We start from the raw sequence: 21,583 nt of genomic DNA on the forward strand, positions 1-21,583 counted from the left end.
TGTTGCTTGTTCACTCGTTGTTCAGTTTTCAAAGGACCATGTTGGCCGCCGTTTGTAAGCGTTTCGTTTCTCAAAACAGCGACTCTAATATCTTATCACATCGCCTCGCCACTTGCAACAGTTATTTTTTTCATCCCTGCTGCCCTGGCTTCCGATGCCCTTATGAATCAGGGGCTTTCGGAGCGGCGAAAACTAATTTAACACAGATCGCTTCGCCAAGTCAAGGCTTGTTTCAAAAAACCTTTTTCCGGCGAGCCTGGCTCCTACAGCCCGTTTATTCTGGCATATTTCAGCTTCATTACGGACAAAGCTTCATCCCCGGGCACAATAACCTCGCGGATAAGCGACTTTTTGACCAGCTGGCTCAAAAGCAGCGACAGATTCACCGGCAGGCCTTCCAGCCCGAGATGACGTTCAATCTCCAACGGCTCCCACACATCGCCTTTTTCCAGAAGGCGCAAAACCACCCCGCAGCTTTCCTCCATCTTGGACACAACGGAAAATTCGCAGGCGAGAAGAATAAGCTGAATCCGCTGCAGCAGCGATTCGTGGCTCGTAGTCAGCTCTTCATACAGCTTATAGACCCCCAGATTAACCGAACGGACCTGCTCCCAAAGATTAGCCTCCGGGTATTTCCCCTGCTCGATAACAGCCAGTTTGGCCCAATGGTGCAGCCCTTTTAACACACTTTCGTACGCATCCAGCAGACGCTTCTCCTGAAGATCGTTCCGGCTTCGCAAATAGTCCCGGTAAAAGCGAGAAAATTCAATCAGCCGTTTTTTCTCCTTCCATTCGTCCGGAAAACCCAGCAGCTTCTCGCGAAACCGCCCGAGGTTGCCGTTCCGGTCGCCGATGATTTCGCCGTTCGCCATCCAGCGGATAAAATCGCGGTCTCCATCGTAAATGGCCCATTGCTCCAGCATGGCAAAGCCAAGCCGGTATTCCTGAATGCGGAGATCGTCATTTTTATAATGAAACAGTTCCAGTGTTTGACGGGAATCGCAGGCTACCGTGAGAAGCACGCATACCGGAGTTTCTTTTTCGTTTTCGCAAAACAGGACCGCCCCGTCCATTCGTTCGTCGGCGGCAATGGAAGCAGCCAGACGTTCGGCCGCCTTCCGGTTCAGGGTTTCCATTCTATCACCCTTTGCAAAGTGGAGGTTTTTTCTACGACTTACTTTCTACATGCATCCTCCGGTTTCCTGCAAGAAACGGGAACCTGCAAAGGGAAAGTTAACAAAACGTTCACGTTTCTTCCTATATAAAAAACCTCGCTCCGTTGGAAAACGGAGCAAGGCGTCGATTAAGGAATGGTTTGCAGCTTGTCCTGAATTAAAGGCCAAATGGAGGGCAGTTCCATGCCCCGGCTCCAGGACGCGATCCCGGCCAGATCGTATTTCCGGATCAAATCCAGCCTTTTGCTCATGGAGAACTCGTCTTCGATCCAGATCTTCATGGTTTTGCCGTCTTCTTTATACTCCACATAATGCTGGCCGGTGACGGCGTCCGCGACGGGCTTCAGCCCTTTTTCGGCGATCAGCTCCTGGATATACCTCATGGAATAAGCTTTGGAAGAGACATCCGTCTCGCCGCCTTTGACTTCTTCCGTCCAGACCCGGGTATAATAAGGCACGCCAAGAATAAGCTTGGAGGGCGGTACATGGTCCTCCTCCAGAATTCTGGAGATGCCTTGCTCCACCCACGGCAGGGAAGAAACCGATCCGGCAACCGGACTGGTCGCCCAATGCTCGTCGTAGCCCATTAAAACCAGATAATCGGCGGATTTGGCCAGCGCTTCGCGGTCAAGGAAGCGGGAATACGTGTCGGAGCCCGCCTTCACGGTGATATCGACCGAAACGGAAACTCCCTGCTCATGCAGGAGCGGCGTCATTTCGCGGATAAATTGAACGAAGTTTTCTTTATCCTCCAAATAAACGTTTTCGAAGTCGACGTTGACTCCCTGAAAATCGTACATTTTGGCGTACGAAACGAGTTGTTTGATCACCTTCATGCGGGTTTCATAAGAAGCCAGCGCCTCCGTGGTCCGGTCGGGGTCAAAGCCGTTGTTGAACAAAGGCCAAACCTCTATATCGTTCCGGTGCGCCCAGGACACAAAGGAAGGGTCCGATTTATTGATCACGGTCCCGGCGCCATCCTCCAGATGCAGCCACTGCGGGCTGATGACATTCAGGCCGGGCATCTCGCCGAAATCAGAGGGATCGGGCCTATTGCTGCCCCAAACCTGCTGCCAGGTCAGGTTGATTTTTTGCCCCAGCGTATCCCAGGCAACGAACGGCTCTTTCTTGGGAGTAAGAGGGACGGTTTCGGTCCGGTCGAGAACAACATCGCCCTTCTTCATATATCCGGGGACGCCCGACTCCGTCAGAACCTTATACCATCCGCTCTCCTCTCCCCATACCGTAACCTCTTCCCGTTGGGCGACGTCGGCATGAATCGGAGCTTTGATGGACGGTTCCGCGCGCAAGGCCGCCGTCCTGTCCGGGTGCTTGCGGTTCTCGGGAACGGAAGCCCATTGGAGCGCGTCGCCTTCCTTCCGCAGGATCACCGCGCCGGAAGCCTCGGATTGAAGAATCTGTACCGGATAATACTCCCGAAGCGGGCTGACGGGCAAATAGACGGCATCCCCCGTTTTTTGCGCCGGGATGCGGAGTTCAAACGGCTTGTCGTTGACGTAAGCGGTCAGCTCGCTTGTTTTCAATTGTAGCACACGGTCCTCCGTCGTGATAATCACGGAGCCGCTGTCCTCTTCGTAACGGATGGCGGGGTCGATCCATTTCCGGTAGACCTCGAGCGGCAGCATAAGCTCCTCGCCCCGCCCCTCCGCTCCGGCCCCGATGAAAGCCCCTTTATAAAAGATCGGCTGCTTGACGCCGCCGAAATCCGGCTGCTCGTGTTCTCCGTTCGGCCAATTCGTCCACCAGTGGTACACCCCTCCGCCGACGGCGGACAAAAGGAAAACAGTTAGCAAAAAGCGCGGCAGGAAGCGGCGCCGTTTTCTGCGTTTTGGTTCCAATGACATGTAAAATGGCTCCTCTGTCGAATCGAACAAATAAGTTCTTTTATTCACAAAAAGGCACAGCCGCTTTCAAGAACGCTTTGCGGCTGCACCTCTTGAGTGCCGGAAGCTGAGACAGCCTTCCCGTAATTCCGTATTCAATGTTTCGTTCTGCAATCCGGACAAAGTCCGATTACTTCCAGCCGCAGGCCTTCGACCTGAAAGCCGGTTTGCGCCGTCGCCGCATCTTCTACCTGATGCAGAACCGGGTAGTCGAAATCGACGATCTTGCCGCACTTGCGGCAGGACGCATGGTAGTGATTGCTCAGGTTTGCGTCAAAACGGCTGGAGGCGTCTCCGTACGTCAGCTCGCGCACCAGTCCGGATTCGATAAACACGCGCAGGTTGTTGTAAACCGTGGCAACGCTCATGCTCGGAAACCGCGGAACAAGCGCTTTGTAAATCTCATCCGCCGAAGGATGCGCCTCCGAAGCCAGCAAAAACGAAAGAATCGCGTGCCGTTGCGGGGTCATGCGTACGCCAGTCATTTTCAGTTTGTCCAAGGCTTGCTCAAAACGTGGTTCGGAAATACTCATTTTTCTCACCGCCATATAGTATCTTGCACCGTTGTAATCAATTGTAAAGAGACGTGCTTTGACTTGTCAATGATATCGGTTATAAGAATGTATATATTTTAAGAAAAAGTATACTTTTTATGACGTGCTTTTGTAAAGGGCGCCGGCTCCGACCCGGAGAAATCCCCAAAAAAGCAAAAATCCCGCCGTTTCAGGCGGGCTCCATGCTGACGCCGGAGACGCCGTCGATGGTTTTCAACGCTTCCAGCACTTCCGGCATCGTTTCCTTTTTGAGCAGCTTGACTGAAAAAGACATCGTAAGCTTGCGCACTTCGCTGTTTTCTTCTTCCACCGTCAAGCGGTTCACCGCTACGTTTTTTTCGGACAGCAGGTGAGAAACCGCCGAGATCACTCCCGGCCGGTCGGAGGCTTTCACGACAAGCTCATATTGCTTCTTGACAAGAAAATATTTCTTTTCCACTTTGTTCAGCACGTACAGGCTGGCCAGCACCAGCAGCGTAGTCAGCAGCGCGCCGTAATAAAACCCCGCCCCGACCGCCAGACCGATGGCGGAGGCGACCCACAGGGAAGCGGCCGTCGTCAGACCCGTCACTGAAAAATTGTTGCGCAAAATGGTGCCTGCCCCGAGAAACCCGATGCTCGGGATGACCTGCGCGGCAAGCCGCGTCGGATCGAGCCGGACGTTCGGCTGATCGGAGAAATCCCCGAACGCATAGGCGGAAATGAGCATAAGCAGTGTGGAGCCGACACAAACGAGAATATGCGTACGGAACCCCGCGGGGCGGTCCTTGCGTTCCCGCTCATAGCCGATAAGTCCGCCCAGCAGAAGCGATAGCAGCAGACGGATGGTCAGATCCGCCGGCTCGATGTAAAAAGGATTCAAACCCGCCGTCCCTCCTCTTCGTCAGGTGGTCATTGCTTGCCGGGACTTCTTGTAGGTAGCCATCAGGATACCGGGCGCGATTTCCCACGTGGTCCCTTTCTGGCTAAAGCCGTGCTTTTCATACAAGCGGACCGCCGGCAGGTTCGTGGTGACGGCCGTAACCGTCAAATAAGCCGTTCCGGGCTCCCGCTCTTCGACGGAACGAAGCAGCTTTCCCGCAATGCCCCGGCGGAAATGGTCCGGGTGGACCATCATCCGGCAGATGGTCACACCGTCGCCCTCCCTGCGGTACGCGATGCAGCCGGCGAGCTCCAGTCCGCTGAAATAGCCGCAAAAGGTTTCGCCCGACTCCCGGAGAGTGTCGAACGAATCCCTCAGCGGCGGGATATCGCGAAAGCCGATTACGTCGGCTTCTTTTTGGTAAGAAGCAAGCTGCAGGGAGAGCACCTGCAACGCTTCTTCGTTTTGTTCCACGTCGACTTCCCGGATCATATCCATTTTACCCGTTCAGCCGCTCAAGAATCAGCTGGTTGACCAGCCCCGGATTGGCTTTTCCTTTGGTTTCTTTCATGGTCTGGCCAACCAGGAACCCGACCGCCTTTTCTTTGCCGGCCTTGTAGTCGGCAACCGAAGCGGGGTTCGCTTCAACGATCCGGTTTACGATCTCGCGGATCGCGCCCTCGTCGCTGATCTGCACAAGGCCCTGCTCCTCCACGATTTCCTGCGGACGTTTGCCGTTTTCCAGCATGGATTTGAAGACGGTCTTGGCGATTTTGCTGCTGATGGTGCCCTTCTCGATCAGGCCGATCATTTCGCCAAGTCCCTGCCCCGTTACTTTCAGACTGCCGAATTCAAGGTTGTTGGCGTTCAGGTAGCCGAGCAGGTCGCCCATGATCCAGTTGGCCACCGCTTTGGCGTCTTTCGTATAGGAGAGGCTTTCTTCAAAGAAGTCCGCCATTTTCTTGGAGGAAGTGATTACTCCCGCGTCGTAGGCCGACAATCCGTATTCCTCGGAGTAGCGGACCTTGCGCGCGTCCGGAAGCTCGGGAATGGTAGCCCGGATGGCTTCCTTCCAGGCTTCGTCAATCTCCAGCGTCACCAGGTCCGGGTCGGGAAAATACCGGTAATCGTGCGCTTCTTCCTTGGTCCGCATCGACAGCGTCCGTCCCGTGTTCTCGTCCCAGCGGCGGGTTTCCTGCACCACCTGCTCGCCGCGGTCCAGCACCTCTGCCTGGCGGTATTCTTCATAATCCAGCGCGCGCTGAACGGCGCGGAACGAGTTCATGTTTTTGAGCTCCGCGCGGATGCCATACTCCTCCTGGCCGAAAGGACGAATGCTGATGTTCGCGTCCCAGCGCAGCGAGCCTTCCTCCATCTTCACGTCGGATACGTCGCAGTATTGCATGATCGCCCGCAGCTTTTCCAGGTACAGCAGCGTTTCCTCCGGGGATCGGAGGTCGGGCTCGGAGACGATCTCGATGAGCGGCGTGCCGACGCGGTTGAAATCGACCAGCGAAGCAAATCCGCCTTCCGCGTGGGAAAGCTTGCCGGCGTCCTCCTCCAGATGAAGCTGCTTGATGCCGATGCGCTTCGGTTTGCCGTCAACCTCGATCTCGATCCAGCCGTTTTGGCCGATCGGGCGGTAGAGCTGCGAAATTTGATATGCCTTGGGCGAATCGGGATAGAAGTAGTTTTTCCGGTCAAACGAGGTGACCGGGGCGATGTCGCAGTGTAGGGCGAGCGCCGCCTTGACGGCGTATTCCACCGCCCGCTTGTTCAGAACGGGCAGTACGCCGGGGTAGCCCAGGCAAACCGGGCAGGTATGCGTGTTCGGCGGAGCCCCGAACGACGTGGAGCAGCCGCAAAACACTTTGGAATTGGTGTGCAGCTCGACGTGTACTTCCAGCCCGATGACCGTTTCGTATCGTTTGGTTTCATTCGTCACGTTCGTCTTCCTCCTTACAGCCGCGGCCGGGCCTTATGGTGATCGGTATTCTGCTCGAAGGCGTGCGCCGCCCGAAGCACGGTAGACTCGTCCAGCGCCTTGCCGATGATTTGCAGCCCGACCGGCAGGCCGTCCGCCTGACCGCAAGGAATGCTGATCGCCGGAATTCCGGCCAGGTTGACGGGGATGGTCAAAATGTCGTTCAGGTACATTTGCAGCGGATCGTCAACCTGGGCGCCGAGCCGGAAAGCCGGCGTCGGCGCAGTCGGCCCGACGATGATATCGTAATTTTGGAACACGTTATCGAAATCCCTTCGGATCAGCGTCCGTACCTTCTGCGCCTTCAAATAAAAGGCGTCGTAGTAGCCGGAGCTGAGCGCGTAGGTGCCCAGCATGATGCGGCGCTTGACCTCGGGGCCGAAGCCCTCGCTGCGCGATTTGCGGTACAGCTCGATCAGGCTGTCCGCATTGCCGGTGCGCTCGCCGTAGCGGACGCCGTCAAAGCGGGACAGGTTGGACGAAGCTTCCGAAGAGGCGAGAAGATAATAGGTAGCTACAGCGTATTCGGAGTGCGGAAGTGAAACCTCTTCCCAAACCGCGCCCAAGCTCTCGAATGTCTTCAGCGCGTTCAATACGGCGTCGCGCACGGCGGGCGCAATGCCTTCGCCCAGGTATTCCTTGGGCACGGCGATGCGCAGCCCCCGGATGTCGCCGGTGAGCGCCGCCCGGTAATCCGGCACCTCCGCCGGCAGAGACGTCGAGTCGCGCTTGTCATGGCCCGCAATCGCCTGGAGGACATAGGCGCTGTCCTCGACGTTTTTGGTCAGCGGGCCGATCTGGTCGAGCGAAGACGCGAACGCAACCAGGCCGTAGCGCGAGACGCGGCCGTAGGTGGGCTTCAGGCCCACGACGCCGCAGTAGGACGCCGGCTGGCGGATCGAGCCGCCGGTGTCCGAGCCGAGCGCAAAGTAAACTTCGCCGGCAGCCACCGCCGCGGCGGAGCCGCCGCTGGAGCCGCCGGGGACGTACTCCAGATTCCACGGGTTGTGCACCGGATGGAAGCCGGAGTTCTCGTTCGAGCCGCCCATCGCAAACTCGTCCATATTGGTTTTGCCGATCAGCACGTAATCGGCTTCCTGAAGCTTGCGGACGGCCGTGGCGTCGTAAATTGACTTGTGGTTGGCCAGAAACTGGCTGGCGCAGGTCGTCAGCTTGCCCTCCGTATTCAGGTTGTCCTTCACCCCGGCCGGCAGGCCGAACAGCAGGCCGGGCGCCTGCCCGCCCGCCAGCTTGGCGTCGAGAGCGCGCGCCGTCTCGCGGGCTTGCTCCGCGTAAACGCCGAGAAACGCCCGGATGCGCCCGTCCACTTCCTCAATGCGGCGCAGCGACTCGCCGGCCAGCTCTTCCACCGAAAATTCGCGGCCGCGCAGACCGGTATGTACCTCATGAAGCGACCGTTCCAGTAAACCCAACGTGGTGACCCCCTTCTATTCCAATACGGCCGGCACTTTGATCTGGCCGTCCTCTTCATCCGGTGCGTTCAACAGCACTTTCTCAATGGGAAGCGACGGCGCGGTTTCGTCCTCGCGCAGCACATTCGCCAGCGGAATGGCGTGACTGGTCGGCTCGACGCCGTCCGTGTCCAGCTCGTTCAGCTTCTCCGCATACTTGAGAATGGCGTTCAATTGCTCGGTAAAAAGCTCTTTTTCTTCCTGGCTGAGCTCCAGCCGGGCCAAATTGGCCACGTGTTCAACCTGCGTTACGGATATGCTCATCAACCGCACCTCTTTCCGGCGAGTCCTTCCCGCGCTTGCGCGCGGAAAAGGCTCGGAATCATTGTTTCATTATAGCCTAGTCCCCTTATTTCCTCAATCGCGGGAAAGCGGCAAAATCCCGCACTGGACCGGCGGTCCGGCTTCCGCGTCTGCCAAACAAAAAGGAGCCGGCGGCCGGCTCCCTGCTTTATTTGATTAAGTGGAGCTTCGACACCGGGATCGTTTTAGGCTCCGCTCGTTCAACCTTAAATGTAAACCGGCATCGGGTCCGTCTTCCCGGCGTTCTCCACCATGCCGCCGGAATGACCGTCAAAACGGTACAGCCGGTGAATCAGCACGGACACCGTTTCCCCCGGATGCAGCGTTTCTTTCTCCAGCGAACGGTAAGCCAGCACCCGGTGCGGTCCGGTTTCCACTTCGACCTCCCAGGTCGTGCCGCGGAAGTAAAGGTTGCGGACAATCCCCTTTTCGGCTGCCGAGGAGAGTGTCATTTCGCCTTCCCGGGCGATTTCGATAAACTCGGGCCGGATCATCGCCTTTGCCGGCTTTTCCTGCTCAAAGCCGCGCAGCTTCGAGCAGTCCTCCACCAGGTTGGACTCGCCGATAAACGCCGCCACAAACGGCGTTTCCGGCTGCTTGTAGATGTCCCAGGGGGTTCCCTTCTGCTCCAGGTTGCCTTTGTTGATGACCATGATTTCATCCGCCACCTCGACCGCTTCCTCCTGGTCGTGCGTCACGAAAATGCTGGTCAGCCGCAGCCGGGCGATCATATCCTTCAGCCAGGTGCGCAGCTCCTTGCGCACCTTGGCGTCGATCGCGGCGAACGGTTCGTCCAGCAGCAGAAGCTGCGGCTCCGGCGCGATGGCCCGGGCAAAGGCGACACGCTGCCGCTGGCCGCCCGACAGCTGGTGCGGATAGCGGCCGCCGAGCCCCGAGAGGCCCGTCAGCTCCAGCAGCTCTTCGACCCGCCTGCGGATGTCCGCCTTCGGCTTTTTCTTGATCGCCAGCCCGAAAGCAATATTGTCCGCAACCGTCATGTGCTTGAACAGCGCGTAGTTCTGGAACACGAAGCCGATGCCGCGCTTTTGCGGAGGCAGCCCCTCGACCCGCTCGCCGTGGAAATAAATTTCGCCCGAATCGGGCTGCTCCAGACCGGCCAGCATGCGCAAAATCGTCGTTTTTCCACCGCCGCTCGGGCCCAGAAGACCGATCAGCCTGCCGCCTTCGATCTCGAAGCTGACGTCCCGTACGGCATAATCCTTGCCGAACTGCTTGCTCAGGTTTTTTACGCTGATGTGCATGGTTTTCCCCTCCCGGTTAACGGTGATGTTTGGCATGCTTCCATTCCACGAGTGTTTTTACGCCCAGCGTTACAAGCGCTAGCAGGACAAGCAGCGACGCGCAGGCAAACGCGGCGGAAAAGTTGTATTCGTTATACAAAATCTCCACGTGCAGCGGAAGAGTGTTCGTTTTGCCGCGGATGTGCCCCGACACGACGGACACGGCCCCGAATTCGCCCATGGCCCGGGCGTTGCACAAAATAACCCCGTACAAAAGCCCCCATTTGATGTTCGGGAGCGTTACCTTGCGGAAGATTTGCCAGCCGTTTGCCCCCAGACTGGCCGCCGCCTCCTCCTCGGCCGTCCCCTGCGCTTGCATAAGCGGGATCAATTCCCGCGCTACAAAAGAAAACGTGACAAAAACCGTCGTCAGCACAATCCCCGGCACCGCAAAAATAATTTTCATGTCGTGCTCGGCGAGGAATGGCCCGAACCAGCCGCGCGCGCCGAACAGAAGCACAAACACAAGCCCCGCGATGACGGGTGAAACCGAAAACGGAAGGTCAATCAGGGTGAGCAGCACGTTTTTGCCGCGGAACCTGAACTTGGCGATCGCCCAGGCGGCCGCCACCCCGAAGAGCGTATTGAGCGGAACGGCGATCGCGGCGACGAGAAGCGTCAGGCGGATCGCGGACAGCGCGTTTTCCTCCCGCAAGGAGGCGAAGTAAAGCTCCGCCCCTTTCTTGAACGCTTCGGCAAATACCGACACCAGAGGCAGAATCAGAATGACGAACAAAAACAGCAGCGTGACGCCGATCAGCACGGCACGGACCCAGCGGGGCTCATTCAGATGGCGCGGCCTTGCCAGAACGGCTTGTTGGCGCGTAGGGGCGTCGGGCGTTACAACGGACATGAAAAAACTCCTCTCTCGGTCAAACCGTTATCTGGGCAGCATCTTCCGGGTCGTCCTCCACTGCACCAGGTTAATGGCGAGCAGGAGCACGAACGAAAGAATCAGAAGAACGGCGGCAATCGCGGTGGCGCCCGCATAATCGAACTGCTCCAGTTTGGTCATGATGAGAAGCGGCGCAATCTCGGTTTTCTGCGGCATGTTGCCGGAGATAAAAACGACCGAGCCGTATTCCCCGAGCGAGCGGGCAAAAGCCAGGGCGAATCCCGTCAGGAGCGGAGGCAGCAGCTCCGGGAAAATGATCCGGCGAAAGGTCCGCCACCGGTAAGCGCCAAGGCTTGCCGCGGCTTCCTCCCAGTCCTTGTCGAGTTCTTCCATAACGGGCTGCAGCGTGCGGACAACGAAAGGCAAACCGATAAACGTAAGCGCAATAATGATGCCGAGCGGGGTATACGCCGCTTTGATCCCCACCTTATCCAGCAGGCTGCCGATCCAGCCGTTCTGCGAATAAATCGTGGTCAGCGCGATCCCCGCCACGGCGGTCGGCAAAGCAAACGGAATGTCGATAATGCCGTCAAGAAACCGGCGGCCCGGAAACCGGTAGCGGACCAGCACCCAGGCAATGATGAAGCCGAATACCAGATTGACCGCCGCCGCCATAAAACTGGTGAAAAACGTGATCCGGTATGAAGCCACCACCCTCTCGTTGCTTACCGTCTGCCAAAACTGGTCCCACGACAGCGTGGAGGCCTTCAGGAAAAGGGCCGCGAGCGGGATCAGCACAATCAGGCTGAGGTAAAAGACGGTAAAGCCCATCGACAGGCCGAAGCCGGGAAGAACGCTTTTCGTTTTCCGGACACGAGTCATAACCGATTCCTCCGCGTTTCAAGTACTCGCCCGTTACTTGGGCTGATAGATCTGATTGAAAATGCCGTTGTCGCTGAAATGCTTCTGCTGCGCTTCCTTCCAGCCTCCGAATTCGCTGATGTCGAACATTTCCACATCCGCAAATTTGTCCTGAAAGCGGTCCGCGACCGATTTCAGCCGGGGCCGGTAATAATTCTCGGCCGCGAGCGTCTGGCCTTCCTCGCTGTACAGGTATTCCAGATAGGCCTGCGCGACCTCCCGGGTGCCGCGGCTGTCGGCGACTTTGTCAACAACCGCCACCGGAGGCTCCGCCAAAATGCTGATGGAAGGCGTAACGATATCGAACTTGTCGGGGCCAAGCTCGTTGACCGACAGGTAAGCTTCATTCTCCCAGGCGATCAGCACATCCCCGATGCCCCGTTCCACAAAGGTCGTCGTCGAGCCGCGCGCGCCGGAATCGAGCACCGGAACGTTTTTGTACAGCGCCGCCAAAAATTCCTTGGCTTTCTCTTCGTCGTTATTGTTATGGCGCAGAGCATAGCCCCAGGCGGCCAGGTGATTCCAGCGCGCTCCGCCCGAGGAAAGCGGGTTGGGCGTGATCACCTCGATGCCCGGCTTGATCAGATCGTTCCAGTCCTTGATTCCCTTCGGATTCCCTTTGCGGACCAAAAAGACGATCGTTGAGGTATAAGGAGAGCTGTTGTCTTCCAGCTTGCTTTGCCAGTCCGCGGAGAGAAGGCCGCTGTCCGCAATGGAATCGATGTCATAGGCAAGCGCGAGCGTGACCACATCGGCTTCGAGGCCGTCGATGACCGACCGGGCCTGCTTGCCCGAACCGCCATGCGACTGCTGAATGGTGACCGTCTGCCCGGTTTCCTTTTTCCAATGCTCGGCGAACGCTTTATTGTACTGATCATAAAGCTCCCGCGTCGGATCGTAGGAGACGTTCAGCAGCTCGACACTGCCTTTTCCTTCTTCTGCGCCGCCGTCTCCGCCACCGCATCCGGCCAGGCTGGCGGCCAGCAGGCAGAAAGCCGCCAGCGCCGCTCCTTTGCGAATCCAGCCGCCAGACCTGCCGCCAAAACCGATGTTCATTCTCGTCACTCCCCTGTCGTTTTTCATCTCTTTACCATATGCAGCAGGACCCCAAATGGGCTCCCGCCAGCATGCCGCGGATTAATTATTAATCCGATGCATTTAATCAGGATTCATTCTTTCGCCCATCATACAATGGTAATATCTGTTCGTCAATCATTCTTTTTACTGTTTGTGCGAATAAGTACAAAGCAAATTTGAAGAAATCGTGAAGAAAAAGTAAGAAAACGCTAACAAAACGGAGATTTTTTCCGGTTAACCGGTCATATTCGCCCTATTTTGAATTTTTAGAATATTTACATTATTTCAGATCCGGGGTAAGATGTAGTCAAGGAAAGCAGATCAAGCAGCATCAAACGCTTTCCGGTTCTCCAAACGATATACCGAGTCGGTTGCCACGCTCCGGATGATTCGGGTGTTAAACGTCTTCTTAATCCGGCCAAACGGAAGAAGCGCACCAGACCCGCCACCGGGAAATCAGTTCGAAGCGAATGGGACAGTCGATGAGGAAAACGGAAGGGGATAGACCAATGGAACAGTGTGAGGCGAGCATGTCGGAAGCATTTTGCGAAAAAGGGAAATGAAGTGACAGCATTTCCTGCGGAATGCGGACATGCGGGATCGGTTCAAGCAGCATCCATGGTTTAAAGCCTGACGCCAAGGAAAAACCGGAAGTTCGGCGGAAGGCGCGCGGTACATGCCACGCATGAAACGGAATTCATCGTAATTCCAACAATCTGAAAACGGACCACATGCAGCGCATGTAAACCGTCAGGAGGCAAAGGAAGTAAAAGTGAATAAGCACCGCTTAATCAAATAGCCTTCGCTCACGGAGCGAGGGCTATTTGATGTTTCCGCGCATAAAAAAAGACCCGCAGGGCGGGTCTCTAGGTCACGGACAGCGCGCAGCGGGTCTTGACGATAATCTTGCGGATGCTGTCCTCCGAAAGATGGTATTTCATAATCAATTCTTTCATGCTCCAGCCTGTGCTGTACAGGTTGTAAATTTCCCGGTTGCGCTTCTCCATGAGCTGGCGCGTTCCGTTGTTTTCGCCCCATCCGGCCCGTTTCTGTTCCTTCTTGGGGATATAAATAATTTCTCCCTGAATGTAGTCCTGCAGCTCTTTCAGCAGGCTAGGGGGAAGAATGTCCCTTCCATTTTTGTAACTCATCACCGAGTACCTCCTTGGGTTGGTTCGTTCCGTTTACTCCGATTTCCATGACGACCGCAGCTCTTCCGCCGGACGCAAATACCGTTGTCAGCATTACTTTGTTGTTTTGCATTGTATTGACAGCTCCTTTCGTGGATTTTGTAGGCGTATGCCCGTTTTTGAAGACAAAAAAAACACGATACCCGTATCGTGCTTGCCCGAAAAAGATAAAAATTGTGAGGGACAAGAGACGGATACTGCCTGCCGCTTTTTAGTTGTCAAGCACCTCAAACGCTCCGTTAACGAATTCCATCGTCACACACCCCTTCCTCACATTATGTATTGCCAATCTTTCACCAGTATAACGGACTCCGCCGCCGCTGGCAACCACCCGAATCATTTTTTTCCATTTTCCATTCCACAGCCGGTTAAGGAGACGAAGGGCGCACGGCCCTTCGTCCGTAAAACCGCGGGTTTCCGCACTAGGCGGAAACCACCTCATATGCATTTACCAACCTGTTCACGCTCCTTTCCGCAAAGATTTGCGCTTGGCGCACTTCTATTAACTCATAGAGCGCTGCAAGGACGCAAGGGAAAGAATCGTTAGGAAATGTTTGTTCCAAATATTCCTCCTGCTTACCAGGCGTACGCTTGCGGAGCGGGGCCGCCGGGGCCCGGGAAGATTTCGTCCAGCCTTTTGAGCACGGCTTCGTCCAGCTTGATGTCCACAACCCGGAGCGACTCCTGGAACTGCTCCATCGTCCGCGGGCCGATGATCGGTGCGGTCATCGCCGGATGCGTCAGCGTCCAGGCCAGCGCCACATTGGCCTCCGTTTCCCCCAGCTCTTTGCACAGCTTTGAGTAAGCTTCCAGCTGCGGCCGGTGTTTCTCGACCGCCTCTTTCATATTCGCCGTCCGCCGCGAGCCCGCCTGCGGGTTGAGGGCGCTGCCAAGCAATCCGCCGCAGAGCGGACTCCAGGCGATCACGCCGATGCCGTACGCTTCCGCAGCCGGCAAAACCTCAAGCTCGGGCAGCCGGTCGAGAAGGTTGAACTTGTGCTGCTCGGAGACTAGGCCGAGGAAATGGCGCGCCTTGGCCGCTTCCTGAGCTTTGACCAGATGCCAGGCGGCAAAATTGCTGGACCCGACATAGCCAATTTTGCCCGCGTGGACCTGCACCTCGAACGCTTCCCACAGCTCGTCCCACGTCACATTCAGATCCACATGGTGCATCTGGTACAGCTCAATGTGATCGGTTTGCAGCCGTTTCAGCGAAGCCTCCAGATGGCGGCGGATTTTATACGCGGACAAGCCGCTGCTCCCGTTTGGACCGTCCAGGCCGGGCATCTCTCCGTACACCTTGGTGGCCAGCACCGTTTTTTCCCGGCGTCCGCCCCCTTGCGCAAACCAGCGGCCAATGATTTCCTCCGTCCGCCCTCTATGCTCTTTGCCGCCGTATACATTGGCCGTATCGAAAAATTGGATGCCCGCGTCCAGCGCCGCATCCATGATCCGGAAGGCTTCCTTTTCCTCCGTATCCACCCCGAAGTTCATGGTACCGAGGCACAACCGGCTGACTTTGAGTCCCGTGCGTCCAAGCTGCGTGTATTCCAATTTCATTTCCTCCTTTGGCTGGATGAAAAGATGGGTACAGCAACATTGTAAGCCTTTACGCGATTGATTACAAAACAGGCCCGCGCCTGCAACCTGGAGCCGGTTCTTTCCGTCTGAAGTACGAGAGCTGTTTACATTCCAAAGGAACATCATCCGGACAAGGGGGAAGGAACATGAAAAAGCTGGCTGCCGGTCTGCTGATCGGAAGCGCCCTTACGCTTGGCCTGTCGGCCTCGGCGGAGCCCGTCAAGCAGTTTGTTTTGCAGAAAGCCGTTTATCCGCTGCTCATTAACGGGATGGAATACGCCGCGGACGATTTGCCCGTGCTCAATTACAACGGGAACACTTACGTGCCGCTGAAACGCGCCGGCGATTTGCTGGGAACGAATGTGGCCTGGAACGACGTCAAGCGGCAGGTGGAAATTCGTTCCGCCGTACCGCTGTATTCCAACCCCACGTTCCGCGTTTATGGTGTGGAAGGGGAAAACGGACGCTACAAAGTAACCGGAGAAGGCCAGGTGTTCGAGGCCGTGATGGCGTACCGCGTTACCGACGGCACCCGCATTTTGAAGACCGAACATGTCCAGCTTCCCGACGGCGCTCCCAATTGGGGCAAATTCGAGCTGATGATCGACATTCCGCAAAAGGACCTGCCCGCGGACGGGGAGCTCAAGGTAGAACTGTACTTCGACAGCTTTAAGGACGGCAAGCCCGCCGCGCTGCTGCCGGTGCTGCTCGAGAGCTTTCCCTGAGCCCGATCCCGTTCCGCTGATCGAAAAAGACTGCCCGGCTACGCAACGCGCGCTCCCGGATTCAGGCAAGCAAAGCCTGTGCCGGGAGACGGACGTACGGATGCTTCGGCAGTCTTTTTTGGCATGCTTCCGCGCGGCCGGCGGGTCAGCGGCGGATGCGCTCGTAAAGACGGAATTCGTAGTCGTAGTCGTTTTTGGCGTCACGGACGCCCTTTTCCGAGCGGACCAGCCTCCATTCGTCTTCCGGGTACTCGGGGAAGAAGGTGTCGGCCTTGAATTCGGCGTCGATCCAGGTGAGGTAAATGCGGTCGGCCAGCGGCAGGAAAAGCCGGAAAATGTCCGCTCCCCCGATCACAAAAAGCTCCTCTTCCCCGAACCGGTCCGCCGCTTCCTGCGGGGAACGCACGATCTCCACGCCTTCCGCGCGAAACTCCGGGTCGCGGGTTGCGACCAGATTCCGCCGGCCCGGCAACGGCTTGCCGATTGATTCAAACGTTTTGCGCCCCATCAGCACCGGATGGCCGAGCGTCGTCGCCTTAAAGTAAGCGAGGTCGGCGGGAAGCCGCCAGGGCAGACCGCCCTCGTAGCCGATCGAACGGTCCCTGCCCATCGCCAGGATGAGAGAAATCAAACGGATACCTCCCCTTTGATTTTCGGATGCGGATCGTAGCCCGTCAGGGTGAAATCCTCGTACGTGAAGTCAAAGATGGATTTGACCTCCGGATTCAGCGTCATCTTGGGAAGCGGGCGGGGCTCGCGGGTCAGCTGCAGCTCCACCTGCTCCAGATGGTTCAGGTAAAGATGCGCATCACCGAGCGTGTGAATGAATTCGCCCGGCTTCAGCCCGCAAACCTGCGCAATCATCAGGGTCAAAAGCGCATAAGAGGCGATATTGAACGGCACGCCCAGGAAGGTGTCGGCGCTTCGCTGGTACAGCTGGCAGGACAGCTTGCCGTCCGCGACATAAAACTGGAACAGCAGATGGCAGGGCGCAAGCGCCATTTGCTCCAGCTCGCCTACGTTCCAGGCGCTCACCAAGAGGCGGCGGGAATTGGGGTTGCGGCGGATTTCCTCAATTACATTCGCGATTTGATCGATGGTCCGCCCGTCCTTTGTTCCCCAGGAGCGCCATTGCTTGCCGTAGACGGGACCGAGGTCTCCGTTTTCATCCGCCCACTCGTCCCAGATGGTCACGCTGTTTTCTTTCAGAAAGCGGATATTGGTATCGCCCCGCAAAAACCAGAGCAGCTCGTATATGATCGACTTCCGGCTCATCTTTTTGGTGGTGAGCAGCGGAAAGCCCTCCTCCAGGTTAAACCGCATCTGATAGCCGAACACGCTGATCGTTCCCGTGCCGGTGCGGTCTTCCTTGCGGGTTCCGTTCGTCAAGATGTGCCTGCACAAGTCAAGGTATTGTTGCATAACAGCCTCCCGGTCGATTTTCTCTCATTATAGCAAAAGCCCGAAGACGGCGCTTCCTTTAGAACCGCAGCCGCTCCACCAGCCGGTGGGTCGCCATGACCCGATCGGCCCGAATGGAGCAGGTTTCCGGGCGGTCCAGGGTGTCCAGAAAATGGCCGACCGCCCCTTCAAAGCCACGCCGGTGGAGCAGGGTGTCCCAGCTCGAAAAGCCGAGCGGGCGCTGTCCTTCCGCGCGCGACGAGAGCAGGCCCGCTTCCAGGTTCAGCACCTCCGCCGAACGGCCGGAGCCGTGGAGCGCCAGCTTCTCCAGATCCGCGCCCGCCGCCCGGTTCATGGCAACATGCGCGGATGCGCCGGCAAATTCCAGTCCGCCCGAAGCATGCAGAAGCCGCCCCTCCCCGTCCGTGCGGATGCTCCAGCCGTTTACCTCCGCTTCGGAGGCGCCGAGCCAAAGGACCAAATCGAGCATATGGATCATGTCGTCGTAAAGCGTCCGCTTGGCGTCGTGTTTTTGCAGGCGGATGCGGTGCTTTTCGGCAGCGGCGTATTCCCAGCCGCCCCCGGCTGCAAGCCACTCCTTGGCCTGCACATACAAAGGCGCAAACCGCCGGTTAAAACCGACCGCCAGCAGCTTGCCGCTTGCAGCCGCCGCTTCCGCCATCGCCTCGGATTCCCGGATGTCGTAGGACAGCGGCTTGTCCACATAGACGTGGATGCCCTGCTTCAGGCAGGCGAGGACCGTCTCAGCGTGGGTTTCGGTCGGGGTGTGCACGAATACCGCTTCCGGCTCGGTGCGAAATAACGCCTCGAGCTCCGTGCAGCCAGCGGGAAACCGGTACTGCCGGCGGATGCGCTCCACCGTTTCCTCCCGTCTGCTCATGACGCAGACCGTTTCTATGCTTTCCAGCCGGGAATAAACCGGCAAATAGGCCTTTTGTGCAATGTCGCCGAGGCCGATCACGGCGATGCGCCGTTTGGTCAACGCGCTCATCCTTTCCTCCTGGTTTGCGGAACGGGGCCGCCTTCCGCCAGCGCCCCGAGCAGCCCGGCATCCGCCAGCACCGGCCCCGGGGGAACCTTGGCAAGATCAAATCCGGCGATCAGCTCGCGCGCCGGCACAGGCTCCGGCCGGTCGGTCAGGCCGCTCCAAAAGGCGAGGCAGCCGACGACCTGCTCCGGCTTCGTGCCGGCCTGCCGCATCGCCGCCACGCCGACAGCCCCGTGCCGTTTGGACAGCCGCGTGCCGTCCGGCCCGTACAGGAGCGGAACGTGCGCGAAGCAAGGCGGCTCCCAGCCGAGCGCTTCGTACAAGGCGAGCTGGCGGGGAGTGGAATCGAGCAGGTCGGCGCCGCGCAGCACGTGGGTGATGCCCATCGCCGCGTCATCGGCAACAACCGCCAGCTGGTAAGCATAAATGCCGTCCGCCCGGCGCACGACAAAGTCCCCTCCGGCGGGCGGCGCAAAGGCTTGCGGCCCGGCGGCCAGGTCCTCGAACCCGAACGCCCGGTCCGGCATGGCGAAGCGCAGCGAAGGGGGCTTGACCTTCGCCCTGGCCTGCCGCTCCTCCGCTGTCAAGGAGCGGCAGGTTCCGGCGTAGGCCGGCCCTTCCGAGCCAAGGCCGTGCGGGGCGCTCGCCACCGCCAGCAGCTCGGCCCGGCTGCAGAAGCACGGATACAGCCTGCCGTCCCGCTCCAGACGGCCGAGCGCCGCTTCGTACAGAGCCAGCCGCTCGCTCTGCACGTACGGCCCGCAAGGCCCGCCTTCCATGGGGCCTTCGTCAAAGTCGATGCCGAGCCAGGCCAGATCGGCGATGATTTCCTCCGCCCGCTCCGGCCTGGAGCGGGGCTTGTCGATGTCCTCCATGCGCAGAACAAAAGCGCCGCCCATCCGACGCATTTGCAGCCAGGCGATCAAGGCGGTGCGGGCGTTGCCCACATGCAGGCTGCCCGACGGCGTCGGGGCAAACCGGCCGCGCGGGGCTTTTCCGGTGCAGGACCGGCCCTTTTCCGGCGGCTGCAGCAAATCGTTCATCTTCCGTCACGCTTCCCGATTGGTTTCCTTTACGATACTACAGAAGAAGGCCCCGCGACAACCGGACCCGGAACGCAGAAAAGGCGGCCCCTTTCGGGACCGCCCGTCTCATAAGGCACTTTCGTTTTTGCGGGCTAAGCCGCCTTGAAAGGCGGATGGAGCCGGTGCGTTTTTACTGGCCCAGCCAGCCGCCGTCTTCTCCGCCGCTGTCCGGAGCGCCGGACTGTCCGCCGCCGGCGTTTCCGCCTTCCGGCGGCGGCGAGGCTTCGCCTCCGCCGGCGGGCGTACCCGGCGTCGGCGTGTGCGCCGGGCTGCCGCCGCCGGTTTCCCCGCCGGCCGCCGGACTTTCGCCCGTGTCTCCGGGCGATTCGCCGCCTTGGCCGGGAGCCGTTCCGCCGCCCTGGCCGCTATCGGCCGTCGTCGGCGACACGCTCGGCTCCGCGCTCGCCGACGGCGCAGGGGAGCTCTCCGGCGTCGCGGTCGGCGTCGGGTCGGGCGCTTCTGTCGGGTCGGCGGTCGGTTTGACCGCCGGCTGGTCGTTCTGGGAGCCGTTGCCGCCCCCCGTGTCCGACTCCCCGCGCCCGTTCGCCCCGATCCCGGTGCCCGGGACCGGCGTCACGAGCTCGCCGGAGCCGGTCGCTTCCTCGCCGTCCGGCGACTGCGACGGAGCGGCAAGGCCGCTGTTCAGCTCGCCGCTTTTCTCTTTGGCCAGCAGTCCGTCCAGGCTGTCCCGGTTGAGGACGTCCGGGTTGACCAGTCCGGCCATGCCGCCGATCAGCTCGGCCTGCGACTTGATCGTGCCGTTCTGGAAGTCCGCCAGCTTCACGTCATACCCGTTGCTCTTGGCGGACAGGTAAAGCGCGTATAAGCCGGCGGATATTTTCTGGTCCTTGGCCGCGTCGCGCAGCTCCTCCGATACGGCCCAGGCCGCCACCACAAAGCGGTCCTTGTCGTTCGGATATTTGCCGGTAATGTACTCGTTGACCGTTTGCTGCAATTGGGCGGCAAGCTGGGTATCGACCAGCCGGCTGTCCTCCACCGTCGCGGCGGTCAGGAACACGTCCGCCTGGCCTTCGGCCAGATAGGAAGCATCCGCTTTCGCCAGCAGCTCCTCCACAATCTCGTACAAGGTTTTCGCTTCGAACTCGACGCCTGATACAAGCGTCTTGCCGTCCTCGTTCAAGCCTTCCAGCTTGACGACCTTCTCCAGCCGGTCGATCCCGATCTCCACGCTGGGGTTGATGTCCAGCGTAATATAAGCGGCCGCTTTTTTGCCGGCGAACCAGCCTCCGATTCCGCTAAAGCCGCCGAAGATAAACACGCAAGCCAAAACGGCGACCACAAGCGACGAGATAATCGACAGCGGCGTCAGCCGGTCCCGGTCGCGGGCCTGGGAGCGCTTGAAGGCGATCTCTTTGCCCACCTTGACCGCCGCCTGCTTCTTCCTGGAAATTTCGCGCACCTCCCCTTCCGGTGTCAGAACAATCAGCGACTTTTTGCCGTTTTCCATTACAATGCCTTTGTTATCCATGGCTTCCTCTCGTTTCTGCGTTCGCGGCCGGGGCGGGCTGCAGATAACCGCGCAGGGCGTTGTACGGCCCGTTGTGAAGCAGCGCCATCGCGATGACATACGATTTGGCGCGGTCCAGCGCTTTTTCGGCGAGTCCGGTTTTGGCCGCCAGCTCCGCTGCCGGCAAGGTTTTCTTGGTCAGCAGGGTCCGCATCAGCTCCGGCTCCTGGGCCAGCTTGCGGCTTGCGGCCAGCATTGCCCGCCGGGCCTCCTCCTTCTTGGGGTAGGCGTGCACCAGATCACGGTAGCGGATGCCGAACTCGCGGAGCACGCGCTCCAGCTCGCCCAGCTCGCCACGCCGCGCCTCCTCCGCTTTGGCTGCCGCCGGGTCCTGCTGCGGCTCGCGCGGCGCGCCGCCGCGCGGGGTTTCCCCTTGCCGGCTGGCGGAAACGGAGTCCGGTTTAGGCTCCGTCCGGTTCGTTCGGGCCGGGAGCCGTTCATACGTTCCGTCGCCCGCTCCGTTCGCCGGTTTGTCTGAATTGCTGTTATAAAGGGCAAAATTCAACCCAGTCACCTCGCAAAATAAAAATCAAGCCGGCCATCCGGCCCGCGTCAAACTCTTTCGACATTATACCACAAGTTCCTTGCGCCTTATCGCAATTTTGACCTCCTTCCTAACTAGACGAAACAGAAAGAGGGTGTCCCAAAAGTCATCATAGATGACGGAGGGGCGACC

21 protein-coding genes are annotated in these 21,583 nt (G+C 58.7%); 1 reads left to right on the plus strand and 20 read right to left on the minus strand.

Annotation, left to right across the window (positions count from 1 at the left end; genetic code table 11):
• Positions 1-263 precede the first annotated feature (263 nt).
• The 14 genes from AC6I6H_RS21030 to AC6I6H_RS21095 all read right to left on the minus strand — a co-directional run bounded on the left by AC6I6H_RS21030 (position 264) and on the right by AC6I6H_RS21095 (position 15,132).
• Complete coding sequence (locus tag AC6I6H_RS21030; RefSeq protein WP_497956369.1) at positions 264-1,136, minus strand: nucleotidyltransferase-like protein; 873 nt, start codon at positions 1,134-1,136, stop codon at positions 264-266.
• A 167-nt stretch (positions 1,137-1,303) separates the two neighbouring features.
• Complete coding sequence (locus AC6I6H_RS21035; RefSeq protein ID WP_497956371.1) at positions 1,304-3,040, minus strand: glycosyl hydrolase family 18 protein; 1,737 nt, start codon at positions 3,038-3,040, stop codon at positions 1,304-1,306.
• A 134-nt stretch (positions 3,041-3,174) separates the two neighbouring features.
• A complete protein-coding gene (gene perR / locus AC6I6H_RS21040) occupies positions 3,175-3,612 on the minus strand; it encodes a peroxide-responsive transcriptional repressor PerR (protein ID WP_497956373.1) in 438 nt (145 codons plus the stop codon).
• Positions 3,613-3,802: 190 nt separating this feature from the next.
• A complete protein-coding gene (locus tag AC6I6H_RS21045; protein WP_497956374.1) occupies positions 3,803-4,495 on the minus strand; it encodes an MgtC/SapB family protein in 693 nt (230 codons plus the stop codon).
• Between the two features lie 21 nt (positions 4,496-4,516).
• Entirely contained in the window at positions 4,517-4,987 is a 471-nt protein-coding gene (locus AC6I6H_RS21050) for a GNAT family N-acetyltransferase (protein ID WP_497956375.1), read from the minus strand.
• Positions 4,988-4,994: 7 nt separating this feature from the next.
• Entirely contained in the window at positions 4,995-6,440 is a 1,446-nt protein-coding gene (gatB, locus tag AC6I6H_RS21055; RefSeq protein WP_497956377.1) for an Asp-tRNA(Asn)/Glu-tRNA(Gln) amidotransferase subunit GatB, read from the minus strand.
• Positions 6,441-6,454: 14 nt separating this feature from the next.
• Positions 6,455-7,912, minus strand: coding sequence for an Asp-tRNA(Asn)/Glu-tRNA(Gln) amidotransferase subunit GatA (gatA, locus tag AC6I6H_RS21060; RefSeq protein ID WP_497956378.1), 1,458 nt, complete (start codon positions 7,910-7,912; stop codon positions 6,455-6,457).
• A gap of 15 nt (positions 7,913-7,927) precedes the next feature.
• Entirely contained in the window at positions 7,928-8,215 is a 288-nt protein-coding gene (gene gatC, locus AC6I6H_RS21065; protein ID WP_497956379.1) for an Asp-tRNA(Asn)/Glu-tRNA(Gln) amidotransferase subunit GatC, read from the minus strand.
• A gap of 245 nt (positions 8,216-8,460) precedes the next feature.
• The gene (locus AC6I6H_RS21070) at positions 8,461-9,516 is read right to left on the minus strand and encodes a sulfate/molybdate ABC transporter ATP-binding protein (RefSeq protein WP_497956381.1); all 1,056 of its coding nucleotides are present in this window, start codon (positions 9,514-9,516) and stop codon (positions 8,461-8,463) included.
• A gap of 16 nt (positions 9,517-9,532) precedes the next feature.
• Positions 9,533-10,408 (minus strand): sulfate ABC transporter permease subunit CysW, encoded by an 876-nt coding sequence (gene cysW, locus AC6I6H_RS21075; RefSeq protein ID WP_497956383.1) that lies wholly within the window; start codon positions 10,406-10,408, stop codon positions 9,533-9,535.
• Positions 10,409-10,435: 27 nt separating this feature from the next.
• The gene (gene cysT / locus AC6I6H_RS21080; protein ID WP_497956384.1) at positions 10,436-11,272 is read right to left on the minus strand and encodes a sulfate ABC transporter permease subunit CysT; all 837 of its coding nucleotides are present in this window, start codon (positions 11,270-11,272) and stop codon (positions 10,436-10,438) included.
• 33 nt (positions 11,273-11,305) lie between these two features.
• Entirely contained in the window at positions 11,306-12,367 is a 1,062-nt protein-coding gene (locus tag AC6I6H_RS21085) for a sulfate ABC transporter substrate-binding protein (protein ID WP_497956386.1), read from the minus strand.
• 887 nt (positions 12,368-13,254) lie between these two features.
• Positions 13,255-13,539: a CD3324 family protein gene (locus tag AC6I6H_RS21090; RefSeq protein ID WP_497956387.1), complete on the minus strand. Its 285-nt coding sequence runs from the start codon at positions 13,537-13,539 to the stop codon at positions 13,255-13,257.
• A 615-nt stretch (positions 13,540-14,154) separates the two neighbouring features.
• Positions 14,155-15,132, minus strand: coding sequence for an aldo/keto reductase (locus tag AC6I6H_RS21095; protein ID WP_497956401.1), 978 nt, complete (start codon positions 15,130-15,132; stop codon positions 14,155-14,157).
• A gap of 173 nt (positions 15,133-15,305) precedes the next feature.
• Here AC6I6H_RS21095 and AC6I6H_RS21100 point away from each other — a divergent pair, with 173 nt between their 5' ends.
• Positions 15,306-15,884: a Gmad2 immunoglobulin-like domain-containing protein gene (locus AC6I6H_RS21100; RefSeq protein WP_497956388.1), complete on the plus strand. Its 579-nt coding sequence runs from the start codon at positions 15,306-15,308 to the stop codon at positions 15,882-15,884.
• Between the two features lie 145 nt (positions 15,885-16,029).
• Here the strand turns inward: AC6I6H_RS21100 and AC6I6H_RS21105 are convergent, their stop codons facing one another.
• The 6 genes from AC6I6H_RS21105 to AC6I6H_RS21130 form a co-directional block, all read right to left on the minus strand.
• Positions 16,030-16,515: a dihydrofolate reductase gene (locus AC6I6H_RS21105; protein ID WP_497956390.1), complete on the minus strand. Its 486-nt coding sequence runs from the start codon at positions 16,513-16,515 to the stop codon at positions 16,030-16,032.
• On the minus strand, positions 16,512-17,306 hold the full coding sequence (locus tag AC6I6H_RS21110; protein ID WP_497956391.1) for a thymidylate synthase: 795 nt from the start codon (positions 17,304-17,306) through the stop codon (positions 16,512-16,514). Before AC6I6H_RS21110 ends, AC6I6H_RS21105 begins: the two co-directional genes overlap by 4 nt.
• Positions 17,307-17,364: 58 nt before the next feature.
• Complete coding sequence (locus tag AC6I6H_RS21115) at positions 17,365-18,297, minus strand: Gfo/Idh/MocA family protein (protein ID WP_497956393.1); 933 nt, start codon at positions 18,295-18,297, stop codon at positions 17,365-17,367.
• Complete coding sequence (gluQRS, locus tag AC6I6H_RS21120) at positions 18,294-19,337, minus strand: tRNA glutamyl-Q(34) synthetase GluQRS (RefSeq protein ID WP_497956395.1); 1,044 nt, start codon at positions 19,335-19,337, stop codon at positions 18,294-18,296. Before gluQRS ends, AC6I6H_RS21115 begins: the two co-directional genes overlap by 4 nt.
• Before the next feature lie 172 nt (positions 19,338-19,509).
• Entirely contained in the window at positions 19,510-20,868 is a 1,359-nt protein-coding gene (locus AC6I6H_RS21125) for an anti-sigma factor domain-containing protein (RefSeq protein ID WP_497956396.1), read from the minus strand.
• Entirely contained in the window at positions 20,861-21,412 is a 552-nt protein-coding gene (locus tag AC6I6H_RS21130; protein WP_497956399.1) for a hypothetical protein, read from the minus strand. Before AC6I6H_RS21130 ends, AC6I6H_RS21125 begins: the two co-directional genes overlap by 8 nt.
• Between the last annotated feature and the right edge of the window lie 171 nt (positions 21,413-21,583).

This window comes from Gorillibacterium sp. sgz306347 (assembly GCF_059735245.1).